The organism is Pseudomonas mendocina, assembly GCF_900636545.1.
Classification (GTDB): domain Bacteria; phylum Pseudomonadota; class Gammaproteobacteria; order Pseudomonadales; family Pseudomonadaceae; genus Aquipseudomonas; species Aquipseudomonas mendocina.
The window spans coordinates 3,509,617-3,532,483 of the sequence record NZ_LR134290.1 but is presented as its reverse complement, the minus strand read 5'-3'; the positions used below and the strand labels follow the sequence as shown (position 1 = coordinate 3,532,483).

General features: G+C 62.3%; 20 protein-coding genes. 7 read left to right on the top strand and 13 right to left on the bottom strand.

The features are described 5' to 3' along the window. The first annotated feature begins 87 nt into the window (after positions 1 to 87). Complete coding sequence (locus EL191_RS16360; protein WP_041979921.1) at positions 88 to 1,101, top strand: sterol desaturase family protein; 1,014 nt, start codon at positions 88 to 90, stop codon at positions 1,099 to 1,101. Between the two features lie 42 nt (positions 1,102 to 1,143). Here the strand turns inward: EL191_RS16360 and EL191_RS16355 are convergent, their stop codons facing one another. Next, positions 1,144 to 1,845 carry an FMN-dependent NADH-azoreductase gene (locus tag EL191_RS16355; protein WP_041979922.1) on the bottom strand — a complete coding sequence of 234 codons (702 nt, stop codon included), beginning with the start codon at positions 1,843 to 1,845 and terminating at the stop codon, positions 1,144 to 1,146. Positions 1,846 to 1,964: 119 nt separating this feature from the next. Between EL191_RS16355 and gcvA the strand changes: the two genes are divergently transcribed. Continuing rightward, a complete protein-coding gene (gene gcvA / locus EL191_RS16350) occupies positions 1,965 to 2,864 on the top strand; it encodes a transcriptional regulator GcvA (RefSeq protein ID WP_041979923.1) in 900 nt (299 codons plus the stop codon). A gap of 39 nt (positions 2,865 to 2,903) precedes the next feature. Here gcvA and EL191_RS16345 read toward each other — a convergent pair whose 3' ends face one another. The 5 genes from EL191_RS16345 to EL191_RS16325 form a co-directional block, all read right to left on the bottom strand. After that, positions 2,904 to 3,497 (bottom strand): hypothetical protein, encoded by a 594-nt coding sequence (locus EL191_RS16345; protein ID WP_041979924.1) that lies wholly within the window; start codon positions 3,495 to 3,497, stop codon positions 2,904 to 2,906. Continuing rightward, positions 3,497 to 4,906 (bottom strand): FAD-binding oxidoreductase, encoded by a 1,410-nt coding sequence (locus EL191_RS16340; protein WP_041979925.1) that lies wholly within the window; start codon positions 4,904 to 4,906, stop codon positions 3,497 to 3,499. The genes EL191_RS16345 and EL191_RS16340 overlap by 1 nt, the downstream gene beginning before the upstream one ends. Positions 4,907 to 5,098: 192 nt before the next feature. Next, positions 5,099 to 5,956 carry a DMT family transporter gene (locus tag EL191_RS16335; RefSeq protein ID WP_017362147.1) on the bottom strand — a complete coding sequence of 286 codons (858 nt, stop codon included), beginning with the start codon at positions 5,954 to 5,956 and terminating at the stop codon, positions 5,099 to 5,101. A gap of 199 nt (positions 5,957 to 6,155) precedes the next feature. Next, complete coding sequence (locus EL191_RS16330) at positions 6,156 to 6,851, bottom strand: GNAT family N-acetyltransferase (RefSeq protein WP_041979926.1); 696 nt, start codon at positions 6,849 to 6,851, stop codon at positions 6,156 to 6,158. Positions 6,852 to 6,978: 127 nt separating this feature from the next. Beyond that, positions 6,979 to 8,163 carry a GGDEF domain-containing protein gene (locus tag EL191_RS16325; protein WP_041979927.1) on the bottom strand — a complete coding sequence of 395 codons (1,185 nt, stop codon included), beginning with the start codon at positions 8,161 to 8,163 and terminating at the stop codon, positions 6,979 to 6,981. A 244-nt stretch (positions 8,164 to 8,407) separates the two neighbouring features. On the opposite strand from EL191_RS16325, the gene EL191_RS16320 reads away from it, so the two are divergent. Together EL191_RS16320 and EL191_RS16315 are read left to right on the top strand one after the other, a co-directional pair. After that, positions 8,408 to 8,734: a hypothetical protein gene (locus tag EL191_RS16320; protein ID WP_041979928.1), complete on the top strand. Its 327-nt coding sequence runs from the start codon at positions 8,408 to 8,410 to the stop codon at positions 8,732 to 8,734. Then, positions 8,727 to 8,915, top strand: coding sequence for a DUF1289 domain-containing protein (locus EL191_RS16315; RefSeq protein ID WP_041979929.1), 189 nt, complete (start codon positions 8,727 to 8,729; stop codon positions 8,913 to 8,915). The genes EL191_RS16320 and EL191_RS16315 overlap by 8 nt, the downstream gene beginning before the upstream one ends. Positions 8,916 to 8,969: 54 nt before the next feature. On the opposite strand, the gene EL191_RS16310 is transcribed toward EL191_RS16315, so the two are convergent. From EL191_RS16310 to EL191_RS16285, 6 genes are all read right to left on the bottom strand, one after another. Beyond that, complete coding sequence (locus tag EL191_RS16310) at positions 8,970 to 9,629, bottom strand: hypothetical protein (RefSeq protein ID WP_017362143.1); 660 nt, start codon at positions 9,627 to 9,629, stop codon at positions 8,970 to 8,972. Between the two features lie 69 nt (positions 9,630 to 9,698). After that, entirely contained in the window at positions 9,699 to 10,634 is a 936-nt protein-coding gene (locus EL191_RS16305) for a hypothetical protein (RefSeq protein WP_041979930.1), read from the bottom strand. 109 nt (positions 10,635 to 10,743) lie between these two features. Then, the gene (locus EL191_RS16300) at positions 10,744 to 11,262 is read right to left on the bottom strand and encodes a hypothetical protein (RefSeq protein ID WP_041979932.1); all 519 of its coding nucleotides are present in this window, start codon (positions 11,260 to 11,262) and stop codon (positions 10,744 to 10,746) included. 1,054 nt (positions 11,263 to 12,316) lie between these two features. Continuing rightward, the gene (locus tag EL191_RS16295; protein WP_174447367.1) at positions 12,317 to 13,387 is read right to left on the bottom strand and encodes a ParA family protein; all 1,071 of its coding nucleotides are present in this window, start codon (positions 13,385 to 13,387) and stop codon (positions 12,317 to 12,319) included. 118 nt (positions 13,388 to 13,505) lie between these two features. Continuing rightward, positions 13,506 to 14,756 carry a ribonucleotide-diphosphate reductase subunit beta gene (locus EL191_RS16290; RefSeq protein WP_013716524.1) on the bottom strand — a complete coding sequence of 417 codons (1,251 nt, stop codon included), beginning with the start codon at positions 14,754 to 14,756 and terminating at the stop codon, positions 13,506 to 13,508. Positions 14,757 to 15,266: 510 nt separating this feature from the next. After that, positions 15,267 to 18,173 (bottom strand): ribonucleoside-diphosphate reductase subunit alpha, encoded by a 2,907-nt coding sequence (locus EL191_RS16285; RefSeq protein WP_041979934.1) that lies wholly within the window; start codon positions 18,171 to 18,173, stop codon positions 15,267 to 15,269. 763 nt (positions 18,174 to 18,936) lie between these two features. Between EL191_RS16285 and EL191_RS16280 the strand changes: the two genes are divergently transcribed. The 3 genes from EL191_RS16280 to EL191_RS16270 are packed head-to-tail and all read left to right on the top strand — an operon-like array spanning position 18,937 to position 21,847. Beyond that, positions 18,937 to 19,662 carry a response regulator gene (locus EL191_RS16280; RefSeq protein WP_041979936.1) on the top strand — a complete coding sequence of 242 codons (726 nt, stop codon included), beginning with the start codon at positions 18,937 to 18,939 and terminating at the stop codon, positions 19,660 to 19,662. Continuing rightward, positions 19,659 to 20,243, top strand: a complete 585-nt coding sequence (locus EL191_RS16275) for a GNAT family N-acetyltransferase (protein ID WP_052435038.1) — start codon at positions 19,659 to 19,661, stop codon at positions 20,241 to 20,243. Before EL191_RS16280 ends, EL191_RS16275 begins: the two co-directional genes overlap by 4 nt. Further along, entirely contained in the window at positions 20,240 to 21,847 is a 1,608-nt protein-coding gene (locus EL191_RS16270; protein ID WP_041979938.1) for an ATP-binding protein, read from the top strand. The genes EL191_RS16275 and EL191_RS16270 overlap by 4 nt, the downstream gene beginning before the upstream one ends. Positions 21,848 to 22,113: 266 nt before the next feature. On the opposite strand, the gene EL191_RS16265 is transcribed toward EL191_RS16270, so the two are convergent. Further along, entirely contained in the window at positions 22,114 to 22,818 is a 705-nt protein-coding gene (locus tag EL191_RS16265) for a 4'-phosphopantetheinyl transferase family protein (RefSeq protein WP_041979940.1), read from the bottom strand. Positions 22,819 to 22,867: the final 49 nt, after the last annotated feature.

The following is a 22,867-nucleotide window of genomic DNA, read 5'->3' as shown; positions in this document are numbered from 1 at the left end:
GGCAGGTGTCTTGGATAACTATTCTCATTTGCTAAAACATCATTCTTGCTTATCATTCCGCGACTTTCGCCGGGGGAGGCTGGAGTGATGCAAGAGCTGTCGCTGGCAGCCAATCCGTTGACCGAACTGCTGGCTTTACTGGCCAGGCAGGTTCAGGGGCTTTTCGACCTCAACGGGCGTATCGGCCTGGTCTTCATCCTGCTTTCCTATAGCGTGGCTTACCTGCTTTATCGTCGGCGTCGCATGAGCAGCGGCACCGCGACGTTCTGGCAGTTCGTCGGTGGGCGCCAGGTGTTGCTGCATCCTTCGGCGCTGCTCGACTACCGCTACTACTTCGTCCGTGCACTGCTGCGCGTGCTGCTGATCGTGCCGGTGATCGGCCTGGTCGACCCTTACGTGCTGCACTCGGCCGACTACATGGCCTTCTTCACCAACCTCTGGGGGGCCCGGCCGCAGCTGGGGGAGAACCTTGGCCTGAGCCTGCTCTACGGCCTGGGCGTGTTTCTGATCAACGACTTCGCCAGCTACTGGACGCACCGCGCCTTCCACTCGCGCTGGCTGTGGGAGTTTCACAAGGTTCACCACGTCGCGCCCGTGCTGGTGCCGTTGACCGCCAGCCGCGTGCATGTCGTGGAAAAGCTCGCCGATAGCCTGCTGACGCTGGTGCTGCTCGGCGCCTATTCCGGAGCGTTCTGGTACCTGTGCGGGGGCGAGGTCAGCCGTTACACGCTGTTCGGCGTGACCTACCTGGTGTTCATCTTCAACTGCCTGGCAGCCAATCTGCGTCATACGCACATCTGGCTGTCCTTCGGGCCCAGGTTGGAACACCTGCTCAACAGTCCGGCGCAGCATCAGATCCACCACAGCGACGCCCCGCACCATTTCCACAAGAACTTCGGCACCAACCTGTCGCTCTGGGACTGGATGTTCGGCACCCTCTACACCACCACGCATACACCGGAGCGGCTCAGCTTCGGCACGGCCGAGCGCGATGCACATCGCTACCTGAGTTTGTACAGCCTGATCGTGTTGCCCTTCATCGACAGCGCTCGCAAGGTGCTGGCAAGCCTCGACAGCCGAGGCCTGCGCCGCAGGGTCTAGCGCGAATGGCGCCGTGGCCATCCACGCGGTGGCCTTCGGTCGTCACGCCGGTTCCCCGACGCGTTCTGCCTGCACGGCGCGTTGCAGTTCGGCCACCAGGGCGTCGACCTTGCTCAGCCCCAGCCTGACCGACTCGGCGAGCAGTTCGCCGCCGACTTCCTGACCTTCGATGGCGATCTGGTGCACGCGAGTGAGGCCGATGAAACCGAGCGCGGTGATCAGGTTCGGCTCCAGGTGATTCATGTGCGCCATCTCGCCGCCGGCATCGAAACCGATGCCGCCGCGTGCGGTGAGGATCACCACATGGCGCGGCCGGTCGGCCAGCTTGGGCACGTAGGGATCGAGCGGGTTGCTCTCGTCCACCTCCACGGTACGGCCGGGGCGGACCACCTGGTCGATCCACGCCTTGAGTGCGGCGGGCATGCCGAAGTTGTACAGCGGCGTGCCGATCACCAGCACGTCGGCGGCAATCAGCTCGTCCACCAGGCGATCACTTTCGGCCAGCGTGTCGTGCATCCAGGCCTCGCGCTTTGGCTCGGGGGTGAAGGACGAGGCGATCCAGTCATGGCTGATGATCGACGGTGGGTTCTGGCCGATGTCGCGGTAGGTGACGATGTCCTGCGGGCGACGGGCCTGCCACTGGCTGACGAAGCGCTGGCTGAGGTTGCGGCTGTGCGAACCGTGCAGGTCCTTGCCGGCGAGGCCGGGGCGGGCGCTGGCGTCGAGATGCAGAATATGGGTCATGGCGAATCTCCTGCTTGAATTTGAATTCATCTGTAATTGGCAGCAGACTCAGGCTAAGTTCGCGCATGTTGGGCGACAAACGATCAATATTTTTCGTAACGGATGAGGAAAATTCAGCTATGAGCCGACGCCGGCTGCCTCCGCTATCCGCCTTGCGTGCCTTCGAGGCGGCGGCCCGCCACGAGAGCGCCAAGCAGGCCGCAGAAGAACTCTCCGTCACCGCCACGGCGATCAGTCATCAGATTCGCGCGCTGGAAGAGTCCCTCGGCGTTGCGCTGTTCGTGCGCAAACCGCGCCAGCTGGAGCTGACCATGGCCGGCCGCGAACTGCAGCAGGTGCTGGAAAGCGCCTTCGACAGCATCAGCGCTGCGGTCGAGAAACTCAGCGCCGCACCACGCCGGCAGGCGGTCACCCTCAGCACCACGCCTGCGGTGGCGGTGCGTTGGCTGCTGTCCTGGGTCTGCCTGCTGCGCGATTCCCACCCGCATATCGACCTGCGCATTCATGCCTCGCACGAGCCGGTGGCGCTCGACGGCGTCACCGCCGACATCGCCATTCGCTACGGCGATGGGCGCTGGCCGGGGCTGGTTGCAGAGAAACTCTTCGACAACACCTTCATTCCGGCCTGCAGCCCGCTGCTGGAGCTGCACGATGCCGCCGACTTACCCAGGCATACGCTGATCCACTTCCGCAACCAGGCGGCGATTTCCTCGCCGATCGACTGGGCCGTCTGGCAGAAGAAGGCCCAGGTGGCAGGGCTGGATGTCGGTGCCGGGCTGGTGTTCTCCGACGAGACCCACGCCGTTTCGGCTGCCGTCGGTGCCCAGGGCGTGGCGCTGATGAGTCGGCAATTGATCGAAGACGAGCTGAAGGCTGGACGACTGGTGCAGCCCTTCGGTCCCGAGCTGGAAGGCAAGCCGTTCTATTTGGTGTACCCGGAAAGCCGGCGCAACGACCCGAGTATTCAAGCCGTGCGGCAATGGATCCTGACGGTGCCAGGCGGGATGTGTTCGATCTAGAGGCTGTGGCCGGTATTTGCCGGGCGGATACCGAGCGCGCTAGGCGCCGGGTCGGGGCGCATAGCGTTTCGTCATCACCGCCCATTGCAGGGTGGGTGCCTCCTCCAGCTTCAGCGACCCGACCCTGAGTTGCACCATTGCCGGATCGTTGCCTGCATAAGCGACTGCATCGTCGATGGCCCGCGTCCAGTCATGCTCGTCAAACCCTGCGCCGACCAGGATGGCGCTTCCACTCGCGGCGGACTGGTCGACGGCAAGAAGGCGCGACATGTACCAGAAGTCGTCGGACGCGCTGAGAAACAGCTTGCCGCGGTTGTTGTTGGCGAACGGGACTTTCAGTTCGATGTAGTGGTAGCCGTGGCCTGCGGCATCACGTACCCACAGGTCGCATTGCTTGGTTTCACGGTCCATCTGCCCGCGCCGCTGATCCAGCCAGACCTTGTACTCGACTCCCACATCCGTCTGCGGCTGCAGCTGGTAGCGTTCGGTCAGCCAGAGATAGAGCTCGATCTTCAGCCAGCCCTCGAAGCCGTTTCGCAGTTTCGACAGCTGGTACAGGGCAGGGGCGCGGCGAGTTTGCAGGTCGTCGAGAAACGCCGCAAAGGTGTCCGCGACATGGATGATGCCGGGCATCACAACTCCTTGGCACTCGCCCGGTTATCGGGCGGCAGGTAATAGGCATCCCACAGCTTGTTGCGGAATTTGTTGCTTGGGTCGACGCGCCTTTTCACCGCGAAGAACGCTTCGGCGCGCGGATAGGCGGCGAGGAACTGCTCACGGCTGGCGTGGATTTGATACGGCAGGTAGTAGCTGCCCTGGTGGGCGATGGCGAGGTCGATCAGTTGCCGTGTCCAGTTGGCCACGGCGGCGCGCTCGTCGGGCGAGACGCCCTGGCGGTAGTAGATCACCAGCGCGAAGGTGTCTTCGCGGGCCCAGGCCAGCAGCGTACCCGGGTCGGCCTTGGCATGGCGGATGGAGATATTGGCGACCTTGACCTTGTGCGCCTTGAGCACCTCCCGCATGCCCGCGACGAAGTGCTCCAGCTGGGCTTGCGGGACGAAATACTCCTGCAGCACGTAGCTGTAGTCGGGGCCGGAAATGGGCTGCAGCTCGCGCACATCCAGGCTGGCTTCGTGGTTGCGCCACTGCACCTGCGGTCGTTTGAGCAGCAGCGGGTCGACCAGGCTTTCGCGCACCTTGGCGCCGCCATTGCTGCTGGCCACAGCCAATGCGGCGCGCATGGCCTTGTAGTCTCGGTCCAGCGGCACCAGGCGTTCCGTCACGGTCAGCGGTGCGTCCGTACGCAGGTAGGACACGGCGCGAACGCTGTCGTAGTCGTCGGTGTAGAGAATGCCGTTGTGCATCACCATGTCCGGGTTGTCGACGACCTGGTTGGCGAAGAACTGCGCATAGTCACCGAGCGGCATGATTTGCGTCTGACGCATCAGCTTGCTGTTCTCCACCAGCGGCAGGGTGGCCTCGACGATCACGCCCAGCCCGCCGTAACCGCCAATGGCACCGTAGAAGAGCTCGCTGTTGTGCGTCGGGCTGGCATCCACCACCTGGCCGTCGGCCAGCACCAGGCGCAACGAACGCACGCCGAGCACCAGCGGCCCCTGGCCGACGTAACGGCCATGGGCGTTGACGCTGAGCGCGCCGCCAACGGTGAAGTTGGCGTAGGACTGCATGATCTGCGGCGACAGGCCATGTGGATCGATGTACGCCAGCACTTCGCGCCAGGTGATACCGGCCTGCACGCGAATCTCCCGGCGCTCTGCGGAAAACTCCAGCACCTGGTTGAAGCGGCGCATGTCCAGTTGCAGGGCCTGCTCGGTAGCGGTCTGCCCGCCCATGCTGTAGCGCCCGCCACCAATGGCGATGGGCCCGGCATGCCCGCGCACCGCCTCGACGATCTGCTCCAGTTCGGTAGGTGCCAGCACCTGCGCCACCTCGATGGGGTTCATGCCGCTGACGTCGTTGACGATTTCCCCGGCATGGGCGGCCTGGCACAGAAGCAGGATAAGAAGGGGGAGTATGCGCATCGGACGTCCTTGTTCGCGGCAGTGAAGCGGATGATGTTGCGACTGGGGCTGTTGCTCGCGCGGCTATGCAAGTGCCGCCAGGCGAGCGTTGCCGTGCATTGTTCCTCGACTGCGCCTGCGAGTGTCAATTGAAATATCGGCGGCTCCCGGTGGTTGGTATCCGCTGCGCCGGTCAGCCAAGGCCGTACGGATTCAGGCCGGCAGCGGTTGGCGCACGCGCAAGGTCAGGCCGGCATGCACCGCCAGCGTGGCGATCACCAGCGCGCCACCGTAGAGCGTGGCATTGGCCGGCGTTTCCTGCAGGAAGTACCAGACCCAGAGCGTACCCAGCACGCTTTCCAGCAGGTAGAACAGCGCCACCTCGGCGGAAGGCAGATAACGCGTTGCGTTGTTGATCAGCAAGGTCGCCAGCGGCATTTGCACCAGGCCCATGATGGCCAGCGCCCAGTAGCTCGAGGTGCCTAGGGCGAAGGGCTGTGCGTTGGGCCAGGCGATCAGTGCCGCCGCCAGCCCGCCGAGGGCGATCAGCGGCATGCGTTCCAGGGATGGATGGCGGCGCAGCAGCGTCAGGTTGGCGCCCACGGCCGCCGAGGACAGCAGCGCATAGCCGTTGCCGGCCAGGTCGGTTGCGTTAAAGGCGCCCGCGAATACCAGCATGATGCCCAATGCCGCCACGCCAATCGCCAGCCAGGTGCGCAGCGCCACCTGCTCGCCGAGAAAGAAGCGGGTGAACAGCGCGGCGAACAGCGGCGCGGTGCAGAGAATGACCACCACGTTGGCGACCTGGGTGTGGATCACCGCCAGCACGAAGAAGATCGAGATCAACGCCAGCAGCAGCGCTGAGCAGGCGCTGAGCAGCGGATGCGCGCGGACGCTGGCACGGCTTCTGGCCGACAGCGAGAACACACCGAGCGCCAGGAACATCAGCAGCCCGCGCCAGAACACGATGCTCCAGCCATCGGCCTGGGCCAGGCGCACCAGCAGGCCGTCGAAGCTGAGAATCACGATACCGCTGGTGACGAGCAGCAAACCCCGTGCTGAATCTTTCATCCGTGTGTCCTCGGCAGGCCGTTGTCGGCGTCTTGTTCTGGGCTGGCTGCGCCTCGAACGAGGGCGCAGCCAGTGCTTGCCCCGATGATGGCCGCGCTTTGCGCCACGAACCTGCCCAGAAGCGCCCCGAGCACTGCGGTTAGCGACCTTGGTCGCGCGTACCGAGTGTGAGCCTGCCAATCGCAGGCGACCTACCCGTTCAGTGCAGTGCGCGTGACGGCAGGCGTTCGTCGACCAGCTGCTGCGCCTGGAGCGCGAGCGCATCGAGGTACTGGTCGCGCTGCTTTTCCGCCTGTTGCATGGCGCGCTGGCCGTGCTGCTTGAGCAGGTAGGCGTGAATCTGCCGGACCTCCGTGGAGGCGAACACAGGCGCCAGGTCGACGGCGGCGAACATGCCGCTGGAGCGATAGTCGCGGCTGTTCATCACCACCTGCGCACCCTGGGTGGCCAGCACCTGCAAACCCAGGGCCTCGAACAGCGGCACCTTGTCTGCCGTGCAGGCCAGTTCCAGGTGCGGGCGTTGCTCCTGCAAGCGTTGCAGTAGCGCCCGACCGATGCCCTGAGCGCGATGCTCGCTGTGCACCGCCAGATAGACGAGGGTGCAGGCGGCAGCATCGTCCGGGCTGGGCAGGTACAGGGCAAACCCGAGCACACGAGCCGGGTCTTCATCGTCCAGCGCCAGTAGCAACTGCACGGGGCCTTCGGCGTCGCCGTTCATGCTCTGCAGGTGCAGATGCAGCTCATAGCCGATCACGTACTGGTACAGCTGATACAGCGGATTGCTCGGCAGCAGCGGCACCGCGCTGATGTCGGCGAAATAGTCCACCACCATCTGCTGCACCTGGCTCTTCAGTGACTCGGGCGGCGGGCTGCTGAGGTGGGAAAGGGTGAACATCAGGAGGCTCCGCAGGGCAAGGGCATGGCCGGGGATTGTAACCCGCAGGCTGCGTCCATGAAGCTTCGTGGCCGATGGCGCTGCGAACCCGCGTCCGATCTCGAACGTGGCTGCTGGCAGACCGGCGCTACGGTGCGCCTTGATCCGCTTGGCCGCGATGCGCCTCCGTCCGGTCATCCACCCGCGTGCTGTTACGGCCGCCGCGCTTGGACTGATAAAGCGCCGTGTCGCCTTGCTCGATCAGTGCCGCCAGGCTGGCCGGTGGTCGGTCGAACAGTGTGGCACCGATGCTCAGGGTGACGGCCTGCGGCGTGGCAAAGGCCTGCGCCGCCATGTGGTTGAAGCGCTGGCGCAGCGCATCGCCCAATGCCACGACGCGAGCATTCGACGCATCGTCCATCAGGATGACGAACTCGTCGCCGCCCAGGCGAGCCGTCAGCGCCCGCTCCGGCAGCAGTGCGCGGAGCATCTCGCCGAGGGCGATCAGCAAGCGGTCCCCCGCAAGGTGGCCGTGGAGGTCGTTGACCTGCTTGAAGTTGTCGATATCGATCAGCAGCAGCGCGCCAGGGCGTGTGGGCGAGGTTTCCTTCAGCAGGTTGCCGGCTCTCGCCTCCAGCGCGCGGCGGTTGTACAGCGCGGTCAGCGGATCGCGAGCAGCCAGGCGCTCGATGCGTTTTTCGCGGCGCCAACGCACGGTGCCGGTCATCGACAGGGCGATCAGCATCAGCGCCATGGCGCCTTCCACCAACGAAACCTGGATGATCAAGCCACGAAAGGCGTTGAGGTCTATCAGCGCGCCGGGAATCACCGCGGTCATGGCCTTGGCCGCATAGAACAGGCCGTGCATCAGCAACACATAGCGCAACTGAACGGCGCCCACGCTCAATGACTTGCCGTGAGGGCGCAGCAGGGCGCTGGCCTTGAGGGTGACCAGGGCGACCAGCATAGAGTTGGTGAACAGCATGACCCTGGACCACTGCGGTCCCTCCGGCAGGAGCAGCATCGCCAGCCAGGCGACGAAGATCAGGTACCAGGCCCGCGAGAAGCGCGCCTCGGTGAAGCGGGCCACGCCCAGCAGGAAGAACCAGTGCGCCGTCACCAGCAGGCCGTTGGCGAACCAGATGCCGATCAGGATCAGGCCGCTGCCGCGCAACAGGGCAAGGGTCGAGCCGATGGCGATGGTCGCGAAGCCCGCACTCCAGAACAGCAGGGGCGACTCCCGCACGTTACGCCACTCAACCGCCAGGTACAGCGCAGCGGCCAAGGCGAGGGCGACGGTAAGGGTCAGCATGGTTGGGGCGTCGAACGCCATGTTCTGCAGGGCCTGTATGGAAAGCGAACGAAGGAGCGGTGGGCATTACGCCGACGGTCTGTTTGGAGGCAGATTCTAAGGGGTAGGGAGGATTTTCAAAGGGCTGGTGGTCGGGGGCCTGCAGTGGCGATTGGACGCTTTTGTTCGGTCCCTCGCTGTGCGTCATGAACGCCAGCGCAGCCTCCTGGCCTGTAGCGTCTCGGGTAACATAGCGGCGCATCGAACACCGACCCGGAAGCGCCATATGCCATCGTCGAAACGAAAATACTCAGGCATCGAGCGCGAGCTGATCCGCGCGTTGACACTTGCCTGCGAAACGGCGAAAAGCGAAATCGTCGGCTTCCAGTGGCTGACTCATGATGTGGACTACGAGCAGTTTCCGCAGAGCCTTGTGGTGACCTGGATGTTCGATAGCGAGGCGAACAGGGCGCGGGCACTCGCCAGCCCGGACAAGGCGAGAATGCTGGCGCTGACCCTGGCGGCCTTCGACGAGGTGGGCATCAGCGTATCGCGCATCGTCGACCACGTGGTGTTCTCGGTCGAACGACCGGTAAGGGGCAAGCGTGGCTAAGGACGTTGAGAACCCCTGCGTGTCGTTGTGCCAGCTCAGCGGCGAGCTGTGCGTCAGTTGCGGGCGCACGCGCGAGGAAATCCGCAAATGGCGGGGCATGAAACGGCCCGAGAAGATGGCCACCGTGCAGAAGGCCGCAGCAAGGATGAAGGTGATTGCCAGGAAGAAAGGCAAGAACTAGCAAGACGGGCCGGATGGGAACTGCTGTCCCTACCGACCCGGTGCTCATGCACTATTACTGCGGCTCGGCTAAAAACGGTGCGACGCTACCGAATGGATAACTGCCCATTCCAATGCGCAAGGGGGCGATGGTCTTCGGTATGTTGGTGCCGACGACCAGCACATTATCAACAAGCACCTGCTCGCCGGGGTTACGGTTATCCGCTGCGACGATCAGGTAATAAGTGCCGCTGTGAGTAACCTGGCCCGCTAGCTCTTGGTTAACCACACCGATCTGGCCACGTATCTGGCCAAAACCACGACCAATCACTGTTGATTTCTCATCCAGCAAAATCAAGTAAGGCGACAAAACATACTTGCTAAAGCCAAGGCAACTGTTCACGCACCAGGAGTGAACCTTGATCAGAAAGGGCTTGTTGGCCTCGAGGTCGACGGAAAATACACGGTAGTTGGACGGTACCCCATCGACTAACAGACGAGGCTCCTGCGCACTGATCTGCCATTGTTTTGGACGCCATCCTGGGTTGATCTGCATGGGCTCGACAGTGGCATTGCGAACTGCTTCTGCGGGTGTTTTGGCCAGGGGGGTAGTGGAACCGACTACTTGCTCCTGATAGAGCCGCTGCGGGTTGGCGCTGCAGGCTATCAAAACCAGGCAAAGGCTCAGAAGAAGGATAAGGCGCATTGTATTTTCCTTGAAATGGGCAAAGTGCATAACGAATCTATCGTTCGGCTAAGGCGAATCAGCATGCAATGCTGAGCGAAGAACTCCTTCTGCGCAGGATCATCGGGCCGTTTCGCCGAAGCGATAATCCACCGCTATCAGTCGATCCAGTGAGTTGCCGTAATGAAAGGTGAATGGTCGCCCGGCAGCCATGATCCGCTTCAGGCAGTTCGCCTCGAACTTGCCAAGATCGGTGGTGGTAAGGCCGCCTCTGTGGTCGATCAAACCTAGTTCACCGAAGAAGAACACCAGTTCATCGGCCTGGTTGGCACGGGCATTGGCGCTGGTGATCAGCTTGTAGCGGTAATGGCCTTCGGCAACGGCCTTATCGAGGTCGCTGTTGCCGATACTCACCGACGAAGGCAGACGGAAGCTCTGTGTCGCCAGAAACGGGTTGAGCATGTCGACGCTGCCACTCTCGCCGGGGGCGTTCAACTGGTAGTGGATTTGCGGCAGCGGCTTCTCCAGGCCCAGGGTGACCTGGCAGTGCACCGGGCTGGACTGGTACAGGCGGACACCTGGCGCTTCGCGCTCCTGATACATCAGTCGTGGCGTGTCGTAGTATTCGATGCGGCTGGTGAATTGCGGGCGCATCGTGTTGGCCTTTGCCTGCAGCATCCGGATCGTGTCGGCAAATGGATCACCCTTTACCACTTCGGGCTCCTGCTGCTTGATGCGCAAACGCACCTGTTGCGCCTCGGCACGTGCCTTGAGCAGATCGTCGAAGTAGGTGGTCAGGCTTGCCTGCTGTTGCTGGCTCAGCGCGTCTTCGGGGAAGGAGACGGCCACTGCCTTGCCATTGTCGCGTGTGTCGAGCGTCGCCTGGCTGCTGTCGATACCGGCGTTTTGCAGGCCATCGAGGATCGCTTGCTGGTATTGCGAGTCGAGCCCCCAGCCACTGGAAACAGGTTGCTCGAAGTGCAGAACCAGGCGTTCTTCCTTGCAGGCGCCAAGTAATGCCAGGGCGCCAAGCAGCATGATGCGGCGAGCGTTCACGAGACCTCTCCTTTGGTCTGAATGGGCCGCGCATGATAGCGCCTGGTTCATGTAGGGGAAGGGACGCGTGCCACGACCGTGGGAATTCCCCTGCGGAGCGTGGGCGCGATCAACCTTTGCTAACGTCCAACTGGCGCTGGGTGATGTCCTTCATCTTGGCACCGAGGATCGCCGCCTCGATTGCCTTCACCGTGTCCTTGGCCGGAGGCACTTCGAAGACGGCACTTTCGGCAAGGGTGTACAGGCGCTCGCCGCTATTCAGGGTCAGTTCGAGAAATGCCACGTGCTCCGACCAGGAGCGGTAGCGGCGGACCATGAAGAGGCTGTGCCTGGCCCTGGTCGAGCTGATTTTCGCCAGGGGAATCCGGCGGTTGCCGTCCTCGCTGCACAGCACCAGTTCGTCCGCGTGGATGAATGCCGGTTGGCTTTTGGCGACCCGGCGCCACTCCACGGTGAAGCGGCCCAAGATGATCAGCATGATGCAGGGTAGGGGCGAGAGCAGGGCGAATTCATCGTTTGCCAGGCCCTTCAGGGTGATGCCGGCCATGAGCAGCAGGAAGAGAAGGGTGATGATCCTGTAGAACTGGACGTTGCCGAACTCCGACTGGGACAGTAAACGGACTTCCATGCGTCATTTTTCCTGGGGGTTATTGCTGCGGAGTTGGTAAAGCGTATTGCATCTGTTGTGGTGCTGTTGGGTCTGCTCCGCAAAAACGCGGGTGCAGCGATCTGTGGTGCTGAAAGCCACTCACCGTTTTCAATCAAGGAGTCCGGGAGTTCAGGCCTTTCGCTACGGAGTGAACCCGCCGCTTGTGTGGTGATTCTCATACCGGTTCCGCTTTTACAGCGGCTCACTTTTGGCAGACGCCCGGATGGCCGGCCCCGCCAAAAGTAACCAAGAGGTCTTTGCCCCTGGCATCCGGCCCGACTTCGTCGGGTTGATTCGCTTCGCTCACCCTACGGGCCAGCCTGCGGCTGTTATTGCGCTTCGCTACGTTTCCTCGTTACTGATCGTTCCCACGCTCTGCGTGGTAACGCCTTTGGAGACGCTCCGCGTCCTGCTTCTAGCCGGCCGCAGAGATCAGCTGAAACGTCGTAACTGATCGACGCAGAGCGTCGAGAGCTGCGTTCCCACGCGGAGCGTGGGAACGATCAAAGAAGGAGCCAGAGCATCGCGGCGTTGCTGCGATGCTCTGGCTCTGCTTTTTCTTTTGATTTACCTGCACCGTCAGACCAGGCGACTCGGTCTCTGAATCCCGTCAGGAGGCCGAGTGGAGGTGCTGTGGAGAGGGGCGTTTGGCATGGATGCCAAACGAGGAACGATGGCCGGGGCCGCCTAGGTAGGGATGGCCCACCGTGACGACCCTCGGAACAGCACCGGAGCGAGGGGAGTTGAGCGTAGCGAAACCCGGATGCCGGGCGCGCTTTCTCTTTGGTTATTTTCTGCGCGAGCAAAGAGAAACGGAGCGCAGCGGAGTAACAGCCGCAGGCTGGCCCGAAGGGCGAGCGAAGCGAGTCAAGTGACTCGCCGTAAGGGCGAAACCAGTAGAAGAGGTGACGTAGAAAATAAATCTGTCACCTTTTCGATAGTAGAAGAGGGTGACGAAGAAAATAAATGTGTCAGCTCTTTTGCTTCAAAGAGTTAAGTCCCCACGCGGAGCGTGGGAACGATCAATCATATATCAGCTGATATGGGTTATTACGTCATCAATAGCTGATAAGCACTCATCCACTCTTTCAGCATTGACCTTTACCTGTGTCCCATGTACTGCGTGATAGCCTTGAGTAAGCTTCGATAGGGGAATGCCTAAGTGGGCTGCGACTACCCCAGCAGTGTTGAAGTCTCGTAAGGCTACAGAGTATTGGTTTCTAAAGTCATGAATATTTGATGCGGGAGTTTTTCTACTTGTGAAATAGCTCGGGTGCGTGAGGTATGCTGAGAATAATGTGTCGGCAGTTGCATCTGATAAAGCCATAAATGCCGTTGCGGCACCATCGTATTGAGTTAGTCTGTTTCCAACTATCGTGTGGATTTGCGGGATAGTCATTCCGTGGCGTTGTGCTTGGGCTGCATATGTCCATGAGCCATATATTGGATGCGGAGGGGTTTGTCCATGCAGGAGAATAAACATTGCATTTGTTGCAACCCTTGAAGAGTCATCCGCGTTTACAGGAGTAATCAGTCGGTCGGCAGCAGAAATAGCTAGCTCTGTGTAAATTGAAAAGCTTGGGTTTGTATCAATGAAGACTATTAAATCTTTTTTGCTTGTGGAGGCTAGGTTGTTGATTAGCTCGCGGAATATTGTGTGTACCCACTTCCACGGTTGAACTGCTGGTGTAAGCGCTGGTGCTGCTGCCGCGCCAGTTATTGCTGGAGCCATTGGCTCGAGGTTTCCGTCACCACATAGGAGGAATATATTGTTAGGGGTGGACTTGTTGAATGTATTTACATTGACAATGAAGTTACTTGGCTGGGGTAGAGGGGCGCCAGAGCCTCGGGAAATGACCTCGCTGAGATATCCCACCACTGTCTGTGGAGTTGTCTGGCTACACAGGTTTAGTACATTGTTCTCGCCAGTTATCCCGCCGCCAAGGAGAATCATGCTGGAGTTTGATTGAGGGCAAAGGTCAATCACTAATACATCTTTTTCTGGGTTTTGTTCGGCATATCTTGTCGCTAAGTGGAATGTGATAGTGCTTTTGCCAACGCCGCCTTTGTTGTTCCAGATTGCATAGCTAGAGATGAGTGGCATTATCTAACTCTCTAAAATGAAAAGCCCCGCACAATGCGGGGCTTCAAGTTTCTACTCGCTGCCCCAAACATCCATTTCAGGTAAAGCGCTCTTAGTCATCTTTGATGAGTCACCGGAATCAATCCCAGCTCAACGCCCCACCAGTCTGATACTCGATCACTCGCGTCTCGAAGAAGTTCTTCTCCTTCTTCAGGTCCATGATCTCGCTCATCCACGGGAAGGGGTTGGTGGTGCCCGGGTACTCTTCCTTCAGGCCGATCTGGGTCAGGCGGCGGTTGGCGATGAATTTGAGGTAGTCCTCCATCATCGCCGCGTTCATGCCCAGTACACCGCGCGGCATGGTGTCACGCGCGTATTCGATCTCCAGCTGGGTGCCCTGCAGGATCATCTGGGTCGCTTCGTCCTTCATCTGGGCATCCCACAGGTGCGGGTTCTCGATCTTGATCTGGTTGATCACGTCGATGCCGAAGTTCAGGTGCATGGACTCGTCACGCAGGATGTACTGGAACTGCTCGGCGGTGCCGGTCATCTTGTTGCGGCGGCCCATGGAGAGGATCTGGGTGAAGCCGCAGTAGAAGAAGATGCCTTCCAGTACGCAGTAGTAGGCGATCAGGTTGCGCAGGAATTGGCGGTCGGTTTCCGGGGTGCCGGTCTGGAACTGCGGGTCGGAGATCGAGCGGGTGTACTTGAGGCCCCAGGAGGCCTTCTTCGCGACGCTCGGGATCTCGTGGTACATGTTGAAGATCTCGCCTTCATCCATGCCCAGCGACTCGATGCAGTACTGGTAGGCGTGGGTGTGGATCGCTTCCTCGAAGGCCTGGCGCAGGATGTACTGGCGGCACTCGGGGTTGGTGATCAGGCGGTACACGGCCAGTACCAGGTTGTTGGCCACCAGGCTGTCGGCGGTGGAGAAGAAGCCGAGGTTGCGCATGACGATGCGGCGCTCGTCTTCGCTGAGACCGTCCGTGGATTTCCACAGCGCGATGTCGGCGTTCATGTTCACTTCCTGCGGCATCCAGTGGTTGGCGCAACCATCCAGATACTTCTGCCAGGCCCAGTCGTACTTGAAGGGTACGAGTTGGTTGAGGTCGGCGCGGGCGTTGATCATCTGCTTATCGCCGACCTGTACGCGCGCGGAGGCGCCTTCGAGGTCGTCCAGGCCTTCCTGGATGTCGAGGTCGTTCAGGGCTTTCTTGGCGCGGGCCACGGCGTCGGAGTCGTTGGCGTCGACGGCGCGGGCCTGCTCGACCGAGCCGGCAGCTTCGCTGTCGAGCTTGTCGAAGTTGGTGCCGGCGCTTTGTGCGGTGGCTTTGCTTGCGGCGGCTGCTTCTGCGCCGTCTTCCTTGTCGAATTCATCCCAGCTCAGCATGGCTTGGCTCCTGCGTGAGGGCCGGTTAACGAACCGGCCTGTATGGATATACAGATAATTTGAATTATGTTCCGTTGCGTGATGCGCGCAAGGGTAAACGGGTACCACTGGTCAGCAGGCGGTGGATTGCTGGCTGACCGTTGCCCCTCGACCCGGAGGAGGAGGGGCGGGAATTTGTGAGAGGGGCTAGGCTCGGGTAGGAGTGGATTTATCCGCGAATTTCGCGGCTGAAGCCGCTCCTACGGAAGAGCTTTTGCCCTCTCCCTAGCCCTCGGTTCGGGCTTCCTGCTTCACCCTACCTCCTGCATCCCTGCAGTCGTCTCCCGCAAGCGGGAGAGGGGACTAACTGTTGCTTTGCTTTAGAACTGCATCAGACCTTCGAGCGTGTAGCTGAGCGAGTGAGCGCTAGGCGCCTGGTAGGTCGGAGCCCCCATCACGTACTTCAGTACGTGATGGGGGGCCGGCCTACCGGGCAACGATGCGGGCGCCGCTCAGATACGCGCGAAAGCCTTACTGGCACGCTTCGCAGTCGGGTTCGTCGATGGCACAGGCCTTGGGAACCGGTGCCGGCGCCGGGGCGGCCTGCTGGGCAGGGGCCTGGGCCTTGGCCGAGAAGCCTTCGTCGCCACCGGCGGAAACAGCATTGAGCTTGCCGGTGTTGATGGTGGACTTCTCGGTGCTGGTGGCGGCCAGGGCACGGAGGTAGTAGGTGGTTTTCAGGCCACGGTACCAGGCCATGCGGTAGGTCACGTCCAGCTTCTTGCCCGAGGCGCCGGCGATGTACAGGTTCAGCGACTGAGCCTGGTCGATCCACTTCTGGCGACGGCTGGCGGCGTCGACGATCCACTTGGTTTCCACTTCGAACGCGGTGGCGTACAGGTCTTTCAGATCCTGCGGGATGCGCTCGATCTGCTGCACGGAGCCGTCGTAGTACTTCAGGTCGTTGACCATGACCGGGTCCCACAGGCCGCGGTTCTTCAGGTCGCGCACCAGGTAGGGGTTGATCACGGTGAATTCGCCGGAGAGGTTCGATTTCACGTACAGGTTCTGGTAGGTCGGCTCGATGGACTGCGACACGCCAATGATGTTGGAGATGGTCGCGGTCGGCGCGATGGCCATGATGTTCGAGTTGCGAATACCTTTCTTCACGCGCTCGCGGATCGGCGCCCAGTCCAGCGATTCGGACAGGTCGACGTCGATGTACTTCTGGCCACGGGCTTCGATCAGCAGTTGCTGCGAGTCCAGCGGCAGGATGCCTTTGCTCCACAGCGAACCTTCGAAGGTGCTGTAGCTGCCACGCTCTTCGGCCAGGTCACAGGAAGCCTGGATGGCGTAGTAGCTGATGGCTTCCATCGACTTGTCGGCGAATTCGACGGCAGCGTCGGAACCGTAGGCGATGTGCTGCAGGTACAGGGCGTCCTGGAAGCCCATCAGGCCGAGGCCGACCGGACGGTGCTTGAAGTTGGAGTTACGCGCCTGATCCACGCTGTAGTAGTTGATGTCGATGACGTTATCGAGCATGCGCACAGCGGTCTTCACGGTGCGGCCGAGTTTCTCGATGTCCAGCTTGCCGTCGACGATGTGGTTGACCAGGTTGACCGAGCCCAGGTTGCAGACCGCGATCTCGTCCTTGTTGGTGTTCAGGGTGATCTCGGTGCACAGGTTGGAGCTGTGTACCACGCCCACGTGCTGCTGCGGGCTGCGCAGGTTGCACGGGTCCTTGAAGGTCAGCCACGGGTGGCCGGTCTCGAACAGCATCGAGAGCATCTTGCGCCACAGATCCTTGGCCTGGATGGTCTTGTACAGCTTGATCTTGCCGTACTCGATCAGGGCTTCGTAGTACTCGTAACGCTCTTCGAAGGCCTTGCCGGTCAGGTCGTGCAGGTCCGGCACTTCGCTCGGGCTGAACAGGGTCCACTTGCCGTCTTCGAAGACGCGCTTCATGAACAGGTCCGGAATCCAGTTGGCGGTGTTCATGTCGTGGGTACGACGACGGTCGTCACCGGTGTTCTTGCGCAGCTCGAGGAATTCCTCGATGTCCATGTGCCAGGTTTCCAGGTAGGCGCAGACCGCGCCCTTGCGCTTGCCGCCCTGGTTGACCGCCACGGCGGTGTCGTTGACCACTTTGAGGAAGGGCACGACGCCCTGAGATTTGCCGTTGGTGCCCTTGATGTAGGAGCCCAGCGCGCGCACCGGCGTCCAGTCGTTGCCCAGACCGCCAGCGAATTTCGACAGCATGGCGTTGTCGTGGATGGCGCCGTAGATGCCCGACAGGTCGTCCGGCACGGTGGTCAGGTAGCACGACGACAGCTGCGGACGCAGGGTGCCGGCGTTGAACAGGGTCGGGGTCGACGCCATGTAGTCGAACGAGGACAGCAGGTTGTAGAACTCGATGGCGCGGTCTTCGCGGTTCTTCGGCTCTTCGATGGCCAGGCCCATGGCCACGCGCATGAAGAACACCTGCGGCAGTTCGAAGCGGATGCCGTCCTTGTGGATGAAGTAACGGTCGTACAGGGTCTGCAGGCCCAGGTAGGTGAACTGCTGGTCGCGCTCGTGGTTGATCGCGGCGCCCAGTTTCTCCAGATCGAAGGTCTTCAGCTTGGCGTCCAGCAGCTCGAACTCCACGCCTTTTTCGACATAGGCGGGCAGGGCCTTGGCGTACAGGTCGGCCATCTCGTGGTGGGTGGCGCTGGCGGCGATGCTGAGGAAGCTCAGGGCCTCGGCGCGGATGTTGTCCATCAGCAGGCGGGCGGTGACGTAGCTGTAGTTCGGCTCACGCTCGACCAGTGTACGGGCAGTCATCACCAGGGCGGTGTTGACGTCCTTCTCGGCTACGCCGTCGTACAGGTTCTTCAGGGTTTCGCGCTCGATCAGGCTGCCGTCGACCTCGGCCAGGCCTTCGCAGGCTTCGCGGATGATGGTCTGCAGGCGGCCCATGTCCAGCGGCTGTACTTCGCCAGCGGCGTTGGTGATACGGATGCTCGGGTGCGGCTGGGCGATCTCGCTGCCGGCACTGGCCTTGCGTTTGCTGGCCTGGGCTTCGCGGTAGATCACGTAGTCACGGGCGACTTTCTGCTCGCCGGCGCGCATCAGGGCCAGTTCGACCTGGTCCTGGATTTCTTCGATGTGGATGGTGCCGCCGGACGGCATGCGGCGCTTGAAGGTGGCGGTGACCTGCTCGGTCAGGCGCGCGACGGTGTCGTGGATACGCGACGAAGCGGCAGCGGTGCCGCCTTCTACTGCAAGGAAGGCCTTGGTGATGGCGACGGTGATCTTGTCATCGGTGTAGGGGACGACAGTGCCGTTGCGCTTGATCACACGCAGTTGGCCGGGCGCGGTGGCAGCCAGATCCTGGGAGGATTCAGCGGCCTGCGGCGTCACGGCCTGCGGGTTCTCGCGAGTAGTGTCGGTATGCATGGAGATCTCCGTGTTCTGTAATTTTGGGTTGGACGTCACGATTGGAAACCGTGCCTTGTCCGCCGTTCATTCCATTAACAACTGAGCCGCACGCGGCAGCGGGGCCGGGTACGGGGTGTCGCAAGAGCTGGCAGGGTGGGCACGACTTCAAGTGCCGTCCTGGCGCATAAGTCACAGCGGGGCATTACCACACCCCGCCTACTACATATAGTGGTCGACTGGCGGACAAGACCGCTGTCTGACCGGCTCACGCGCAACGTCGAGCGTTGCAGCGTGGCTGTAACCCAGGCCAGGCCTGGGTTAGGGCGAAACGATTGGCCGGAACATCTGGAAAACCCTGTGAAAAGGGCTTGCGCGATTCGTTCTTTTTGTATCCGGGTTTCTGCGTCAACCCAATATCTGGTGGGTGCCGCGCGATGGGGATACAAGATAGTGCGCTGTTGGAGGCATTGCAAGGCGCTAGGAAAAGAACAACCTGTGGATAAGATGTGGGTGTCTTGTGGGTGTCGGCGGCGTAGCCCGCATGGTCTCTGGCTCTGGCTACTGAATGCCGTTCGTCGCCCTTGGAGGCGGAATCTCCGCGACTTGGCGAAGCTGTTCGGCAGTGCACAGACTACCACTATATATAGTGCTTTTGGCATGTGCTGTGCTTGACGAGAGGGCCAGGCTCGGGCACTGGTTTGCCGCTCGCACCGAGACGCGCACAGCCCCTAGAATGGCTGCGGTATTTGCGGCGCTTGCCGGTATGCAAAGGGGAGAGGGTGTGGAACAAGAAGCGTGGCAGATTCTGATCGTCGAGGATGACCAGCGCCTGGCGCAGTTGACCCGAGAGTATCTGGAAGGCAACGGCCTGCGCGTGGCCATCGAGGCCGATGGCGGCAGTGCGGCGGCGCGGATTCTCGCCGAGCAGCCGGACCTGGTGATTCTCGACCTGATGCTGCCGGGTGAGGACGGCCTGAGCATCTGTCGCAAGGTGCGTGGCGGCTACAAGGGGCCGATCCTCATGCTCACCGCGCGTACCGACGACATGGACCAGGTGCTGGGGCTGGAGATGGGCGCCGATGATTACGTGTGCAAGCCGGTACGCCCGCGTGTGTTGCTGGCGCGCATTCGCGCGTTGCTGCGCCGCCGCGAAGGTGGCGAGAGCGAGCGCGACGAAGGTCAGCCGCGGCGCCTGCAGTTCGGCGCGTTGGCCATCGACAGTGCGATGCGCGAAGCCTGGCTGGGCGAGCAGGGCATCGAGCTGACCAGCGCCGAGTTCGACCTGCTGTGGCTGCTGGCGGTCAACGCCGGGCGCATCCTGTCGCGAGAGGAAATCTTCAATTCCCTGCGTGGCATCGAGTACGACGGCCAGGATCGCTCCATCGACGTGCGCATTTCGCGTATCCGCCCGAAGATCGGTGATGACCCGATGCATCCGCGCATGATCAAGACGGTGCGTAGCAAGGGCTACCTGTTCGTCGCCGAGGCCGCCGAGGCGCTGTTGTGAGCCCCTTGCCCCATGACCGTCAGACCAGCGAGCCGGCAGGTTTCAGCATGTTGGCGACGCGGCGCTTGCAGCTGCGCGAGATCGTCCAGGACGATATCCACGGCATCTTTCACGGTCTGTCCCATCCGCAGGTGATTCGTTACTACGGCGTGTCCTATGCCACGCTGGAGGCCACCCAGGAGCAGATGGACTGGTACCGCGAGCAGTTGCTCGAACGCACCGGCATCTGGTGGGGCATCTGCCGGCCGGACGCGCCGCACGAGCTGCTCGGGGCATGCGGCTACAACGACTGGGAGCGCAGTCACCGCCGTGCAGAGCTGGGCTACTGGCTGCTGCCGCAGCACTGGCGCAGCGGCATCATGCGCGAAAGCCTGGAAGCGGTGATCGCCCATGGTTTCGCCGCGATGGATCTGCATCGCATCGAGGCCGTGGTGGACACCGACAATGGTGCCAGCAGTGGCCTGCTGCGCCGCCTGGGCTTCACCCACGAGGGCGTACGCCGCGAGTGCGAGCTGCACAACGGGCGTTACCTCAGCCTGGATTGCTTCGGCCTGCTGCGCACGCAGTGGGAGCGGCGATGAACTCGATCTTCCTGCGCATCTATGGCGGCATGCTCGCCGCGCTGGTGCTGGTGGCGCTGCTGGGCGTCGGTACGCTGCATCTGGTCAACGAGGTGCGCGGCGACCAGTACCGTGAAGGACTGGCGCGCGGCACTTTCCGTCTGATGGCGGATAACCTGTTGCCAATGAACGAGGTGGAGCGCAAGCGCGCCCTGGTGGTGTGGTCGCGCCTGCTGGGTATCCCGCTGGAGCTGCAGGCCCTGAGCGATGTGCCGCTGGACAGCAGCGAGCGCAACCGGCTGCAACGCGGCCACGTGCTGGTGCAACAGACCGGCCCGCACTCGGCCAAGGTCTACGGCCTGCTCGATGGCAAGCAGCCGCTGCTGCTGACGGGTGAGATCCAGCAGATCAGCGAGCAGCTGGCGCGCGCTACCAACTACCTGCTGATCGACGAGCTGGTGCGCTACCCGGTGCATGAGCAGCCGCAGCGCCTGGCTGAGCTGAAGGCGGCCAAGCAGTTCGGCTTCGACCTGCAGCTGGTGCGACTCGAAGAGGCCACCATCGACCTCGACCAGCGTCGGCGTATCGACGAGGGCGATACGGTGATGGCGCTGGGCAAGGGGGGCGACTCCATCTATGTGTTTTCCGGCATCGTCGATACGCCCTGGGTGCTGGAAATCGGCCCGCTGTACCAGATGAACCCCTATCCGCCGCAGTTGCTGGTGCTGATCGGCGCGCTGGGCCTGAGCCTGATCGGTTTGATCGTCTATCTACTGGTGCGCTCGCTGGAGCAGCGCCTGCGTGCGCTGGAAAGCGCGGCTACGCATATCGCCAGCGGCCGCCTGGATGCGCGCGTGCCGACGCGCGGCGCGGACTCGGTGGGGCGCCTGGCCAGCAGCTTCAACGCCATGGCCGAGCACCTGCAGACGTCCCTGAGCACGCAGCGTGAGCTGGTGCGGGCGGTGTCCCACGAGTTGCGCACGCCGGTGGCGCGCTTGCGCTTCGGCCTGGAGATGATCGCCGACGCACCCAACGAAAGTGCCCGGCGCAAGTACATGGATGGCATGGACAGCGATATCCAGGACCTCGACAAGCTGGTCGACGAGATGCTGACCTACGCGCGCCTGGAGCAGGGCTCGCCGGCGTTGAATTTCCAGCAGGTGGAGCTCAGAGCGCTGATCGACCAGGTGATCGACGAGCTGGCGCCCCTGAGCAACAAGGTGCATGTGGAATGCGGTGCGGTGCTCAGCGTGCAGTCTGACGGTGCCTGCTGGGTCGAAGCCGAGCCGCGTTACCTGCATCGCGCCCTGCAGAACCTGGTGAGCAACGCCATGCGTTATGCCGAAGGCAGGGTGTCGATCAGTTGCCAGGTCGGCTACAAGCGTTGCCGCATCGATGTCGAAGACGACGGGCCGGGCGTGCCGGAGGAAGCCTGGGAACGCCTGTTCAGCCCCTTCCTGCGCCTCGATGACAGTCGCACGCGGGCCTCTGGTGGGCATGGCCTGGGGCTGTCCATCGTGCGTAGGATCATCTACTGGCACGGCGGCCGCGCGCAGATCGGGCGTAGCGAAAGTCTCGGCGGCGCGCGTTTCAGCCTGGTATGGCCGCGGCGGCAGGGGGAGTAGGGCGCGATTGCGTGTTGGGCCTGGTGCGCTGTGCGCACCGATTTTTTGCCTGCGCTGTAGCCCGAATGCAATCCGGGGCGATTGAGCGCGGCCAAAAGCATCGCGGCTGAAGCCGCTCCTACAGAGGCTCACAGGTCCCGTGGGAGCGGCTTCAGCCGCGATAGCTCTATCCAGCCAGCATGAAATCCGGGCTACGTCGTGACCGCCGCCGGCTTTGAAGGGTGCGCCGCGCGCACCGGCTTATCAATGTACGTCGGGGCGCTTGATCACGCCGCCACGGCCACCAGGCTCAGCACCTTGTTATCGAACAGCACGAACTGGCCATCCAGCTCGGCACCTTCACGCCAGTCCGGGTGCAGGTCGATCAGCAGGCGCAGGCGCGCGCTGTGCTGATCGATGTCCAGCAGCTCGGCGTCATGGAAGTAGAAGCGCGTCAGGGTCAGCGGGTACAGCGCCTTGAACAGGCTTTCCTTGAGCGAGAAGGTCAGGCTGATGCGCGCGGCGCGGCTTTCTTCATCCAGGCCCTGCAGGCCCCGCAGTTCGGCGGCGGTGAGGATTTCGCCCTGCAGACGCTGGGCGCGTTCGGCCGGTAACAGGCGCTCTACATCCAGGCCCAGGCCTCTCCATCGGCTGTCTGCTGCGACCAGCGCTGCGGCCCAGTTGTCGCCGTGGGTGATGGAGCCGACCACGCCATGTGGCCATTGCGGGGCGCGGTCCTCGCCCACCGCCGGTACGCTGGCCCGGCCGCTCACGCGGCGTAGCGCCTCGCGTGCGCACAGACGTCCGGCCAGGTATTCGGCCTGGCGCTTGGCGACGCCGCGCACGGGGGGAATGCCGCAGCGGGCGAGGTCGTCTTCGGCGAGCAGGGCAGGGTCGAAGCGCGTGCTGATCAACTGCGCGCCTGCGAGCGGGCGCGGGAGCGGGTCGTGGTCGTCGAGGGGGCTGCAGCAGGCGGGGTGGTAGGCATTCATGGGCGCGATTGTGCCGCGCCATGGACCGTGCAGTCATCCGCCGTTTACA

Coding starts and splice junctions, on each gene's coding strand:
- EL191_RS16360 (WP_041979921.1), top strand. CDS start 88: ATGCAAGAGCTGTCGCTGGCAGCCAATCCGTTGACCGAACTGCTGGCT.
- EL191_RS16355 (WP_041979922.1), bottom strand. CDS start 1,845: ATGACCCATATTCTGCATCTCGACGCCAGCGCCCGCCCCGGCCTCGCC.
- gcvA (WP_041979923.1), top strand. CDS start 1,965: ATGAGCCGACGCCGGCTGCCTCCGCTATCCGCCTTGCGTGCCTTCGAG.
- EL191_RS16345 (WP_041979924.1), bottom strand. CDS start 3,497: ATGCCCGGCATCATCCATGTCGCGGACACCTTTGCGGCGTTTCTCGAC.
- EL191_RS16340 (WP_041979925.1), bottom strand. CDS start 4,906: ATGCGCATACTCCCCCTTCTTATCCTGCTTCTGTGCCAGGCCGCCCAT.
- EL191_RS16335 (WP_017362147.1), bottom strand. CDS start 5,956: ATGAAAGATTCAGCACGGGGTTTGCTGCTCGTCACCAGCGGTATCGTG.
- EL191_RS16330 (WP_041979926.1), bottom strand. CDS start 6,851: ATGTTCACCCTTTCCCACCTCAGCAGCCCGCCGCCCGAGTCACTGAAG.
- EL191_RS16325 (WP_041979927.1), bottom strand. CDS start 8,163: ATGGCGTTCGACGCCCCAACCATGCTGACCCTTACCGTCGCCCTCGCC.
- EL191_RS16320 (WP_041979928.1), top strand. CDS start 8,408: ATGCCATCGTCGAAACGAAAATACTCAGGCATCGAGCGCGAGCTGATC.
- EL191_RS16310 (WP_017362143.1), bottom strand. CDS start 9,629: ATGCACTTTGCCCATTTCAAGGAAAATACAATGCGCCTTATCCTTCTT.
- EL191_RS16300 (WP_041979932.1), bottom strand. CDS start 11,262: ATGGAAGTCCGTTTACTGTCCCAGTCGGAGTTCGGCAACGTCCAGTTC.
- EL191_RS16295 (WP_174447367.1), bottom strand. CDS start 13,387: ATGCCACTCATCTCTAGCTATGCAATCTGGAACAACAAAGGCGGCGTT.
- EL191_RS16290 (WP_013716524.1), bottom strand. CDS start 14,756: ATGCTGAGCTGGGATGAATTCGACAAGGAAGACGGCGCAGAAGCAGCC.
- EL191_RS16285 (WP_041979934.1), bottom strand. CDS start 18,173: ATGCATACCGACACTACTCGCGAGAACCCGCAGGCCGTGACGCCGCAG.
- EL191_RS16270 (WP_041979938.1), top strand. CDS start 20,240: ATGAACTCGATCTTCCTGCGCATCTATGGCGGCATGCTCGCCGCGCTG.
- EL191_RS16265 (WP_041979940.1), bottom strand. CDS start 22,818: ATGAATGCCTACCACCCCGCCTGCTGCAGCCCCCTCGACGACCACGAC.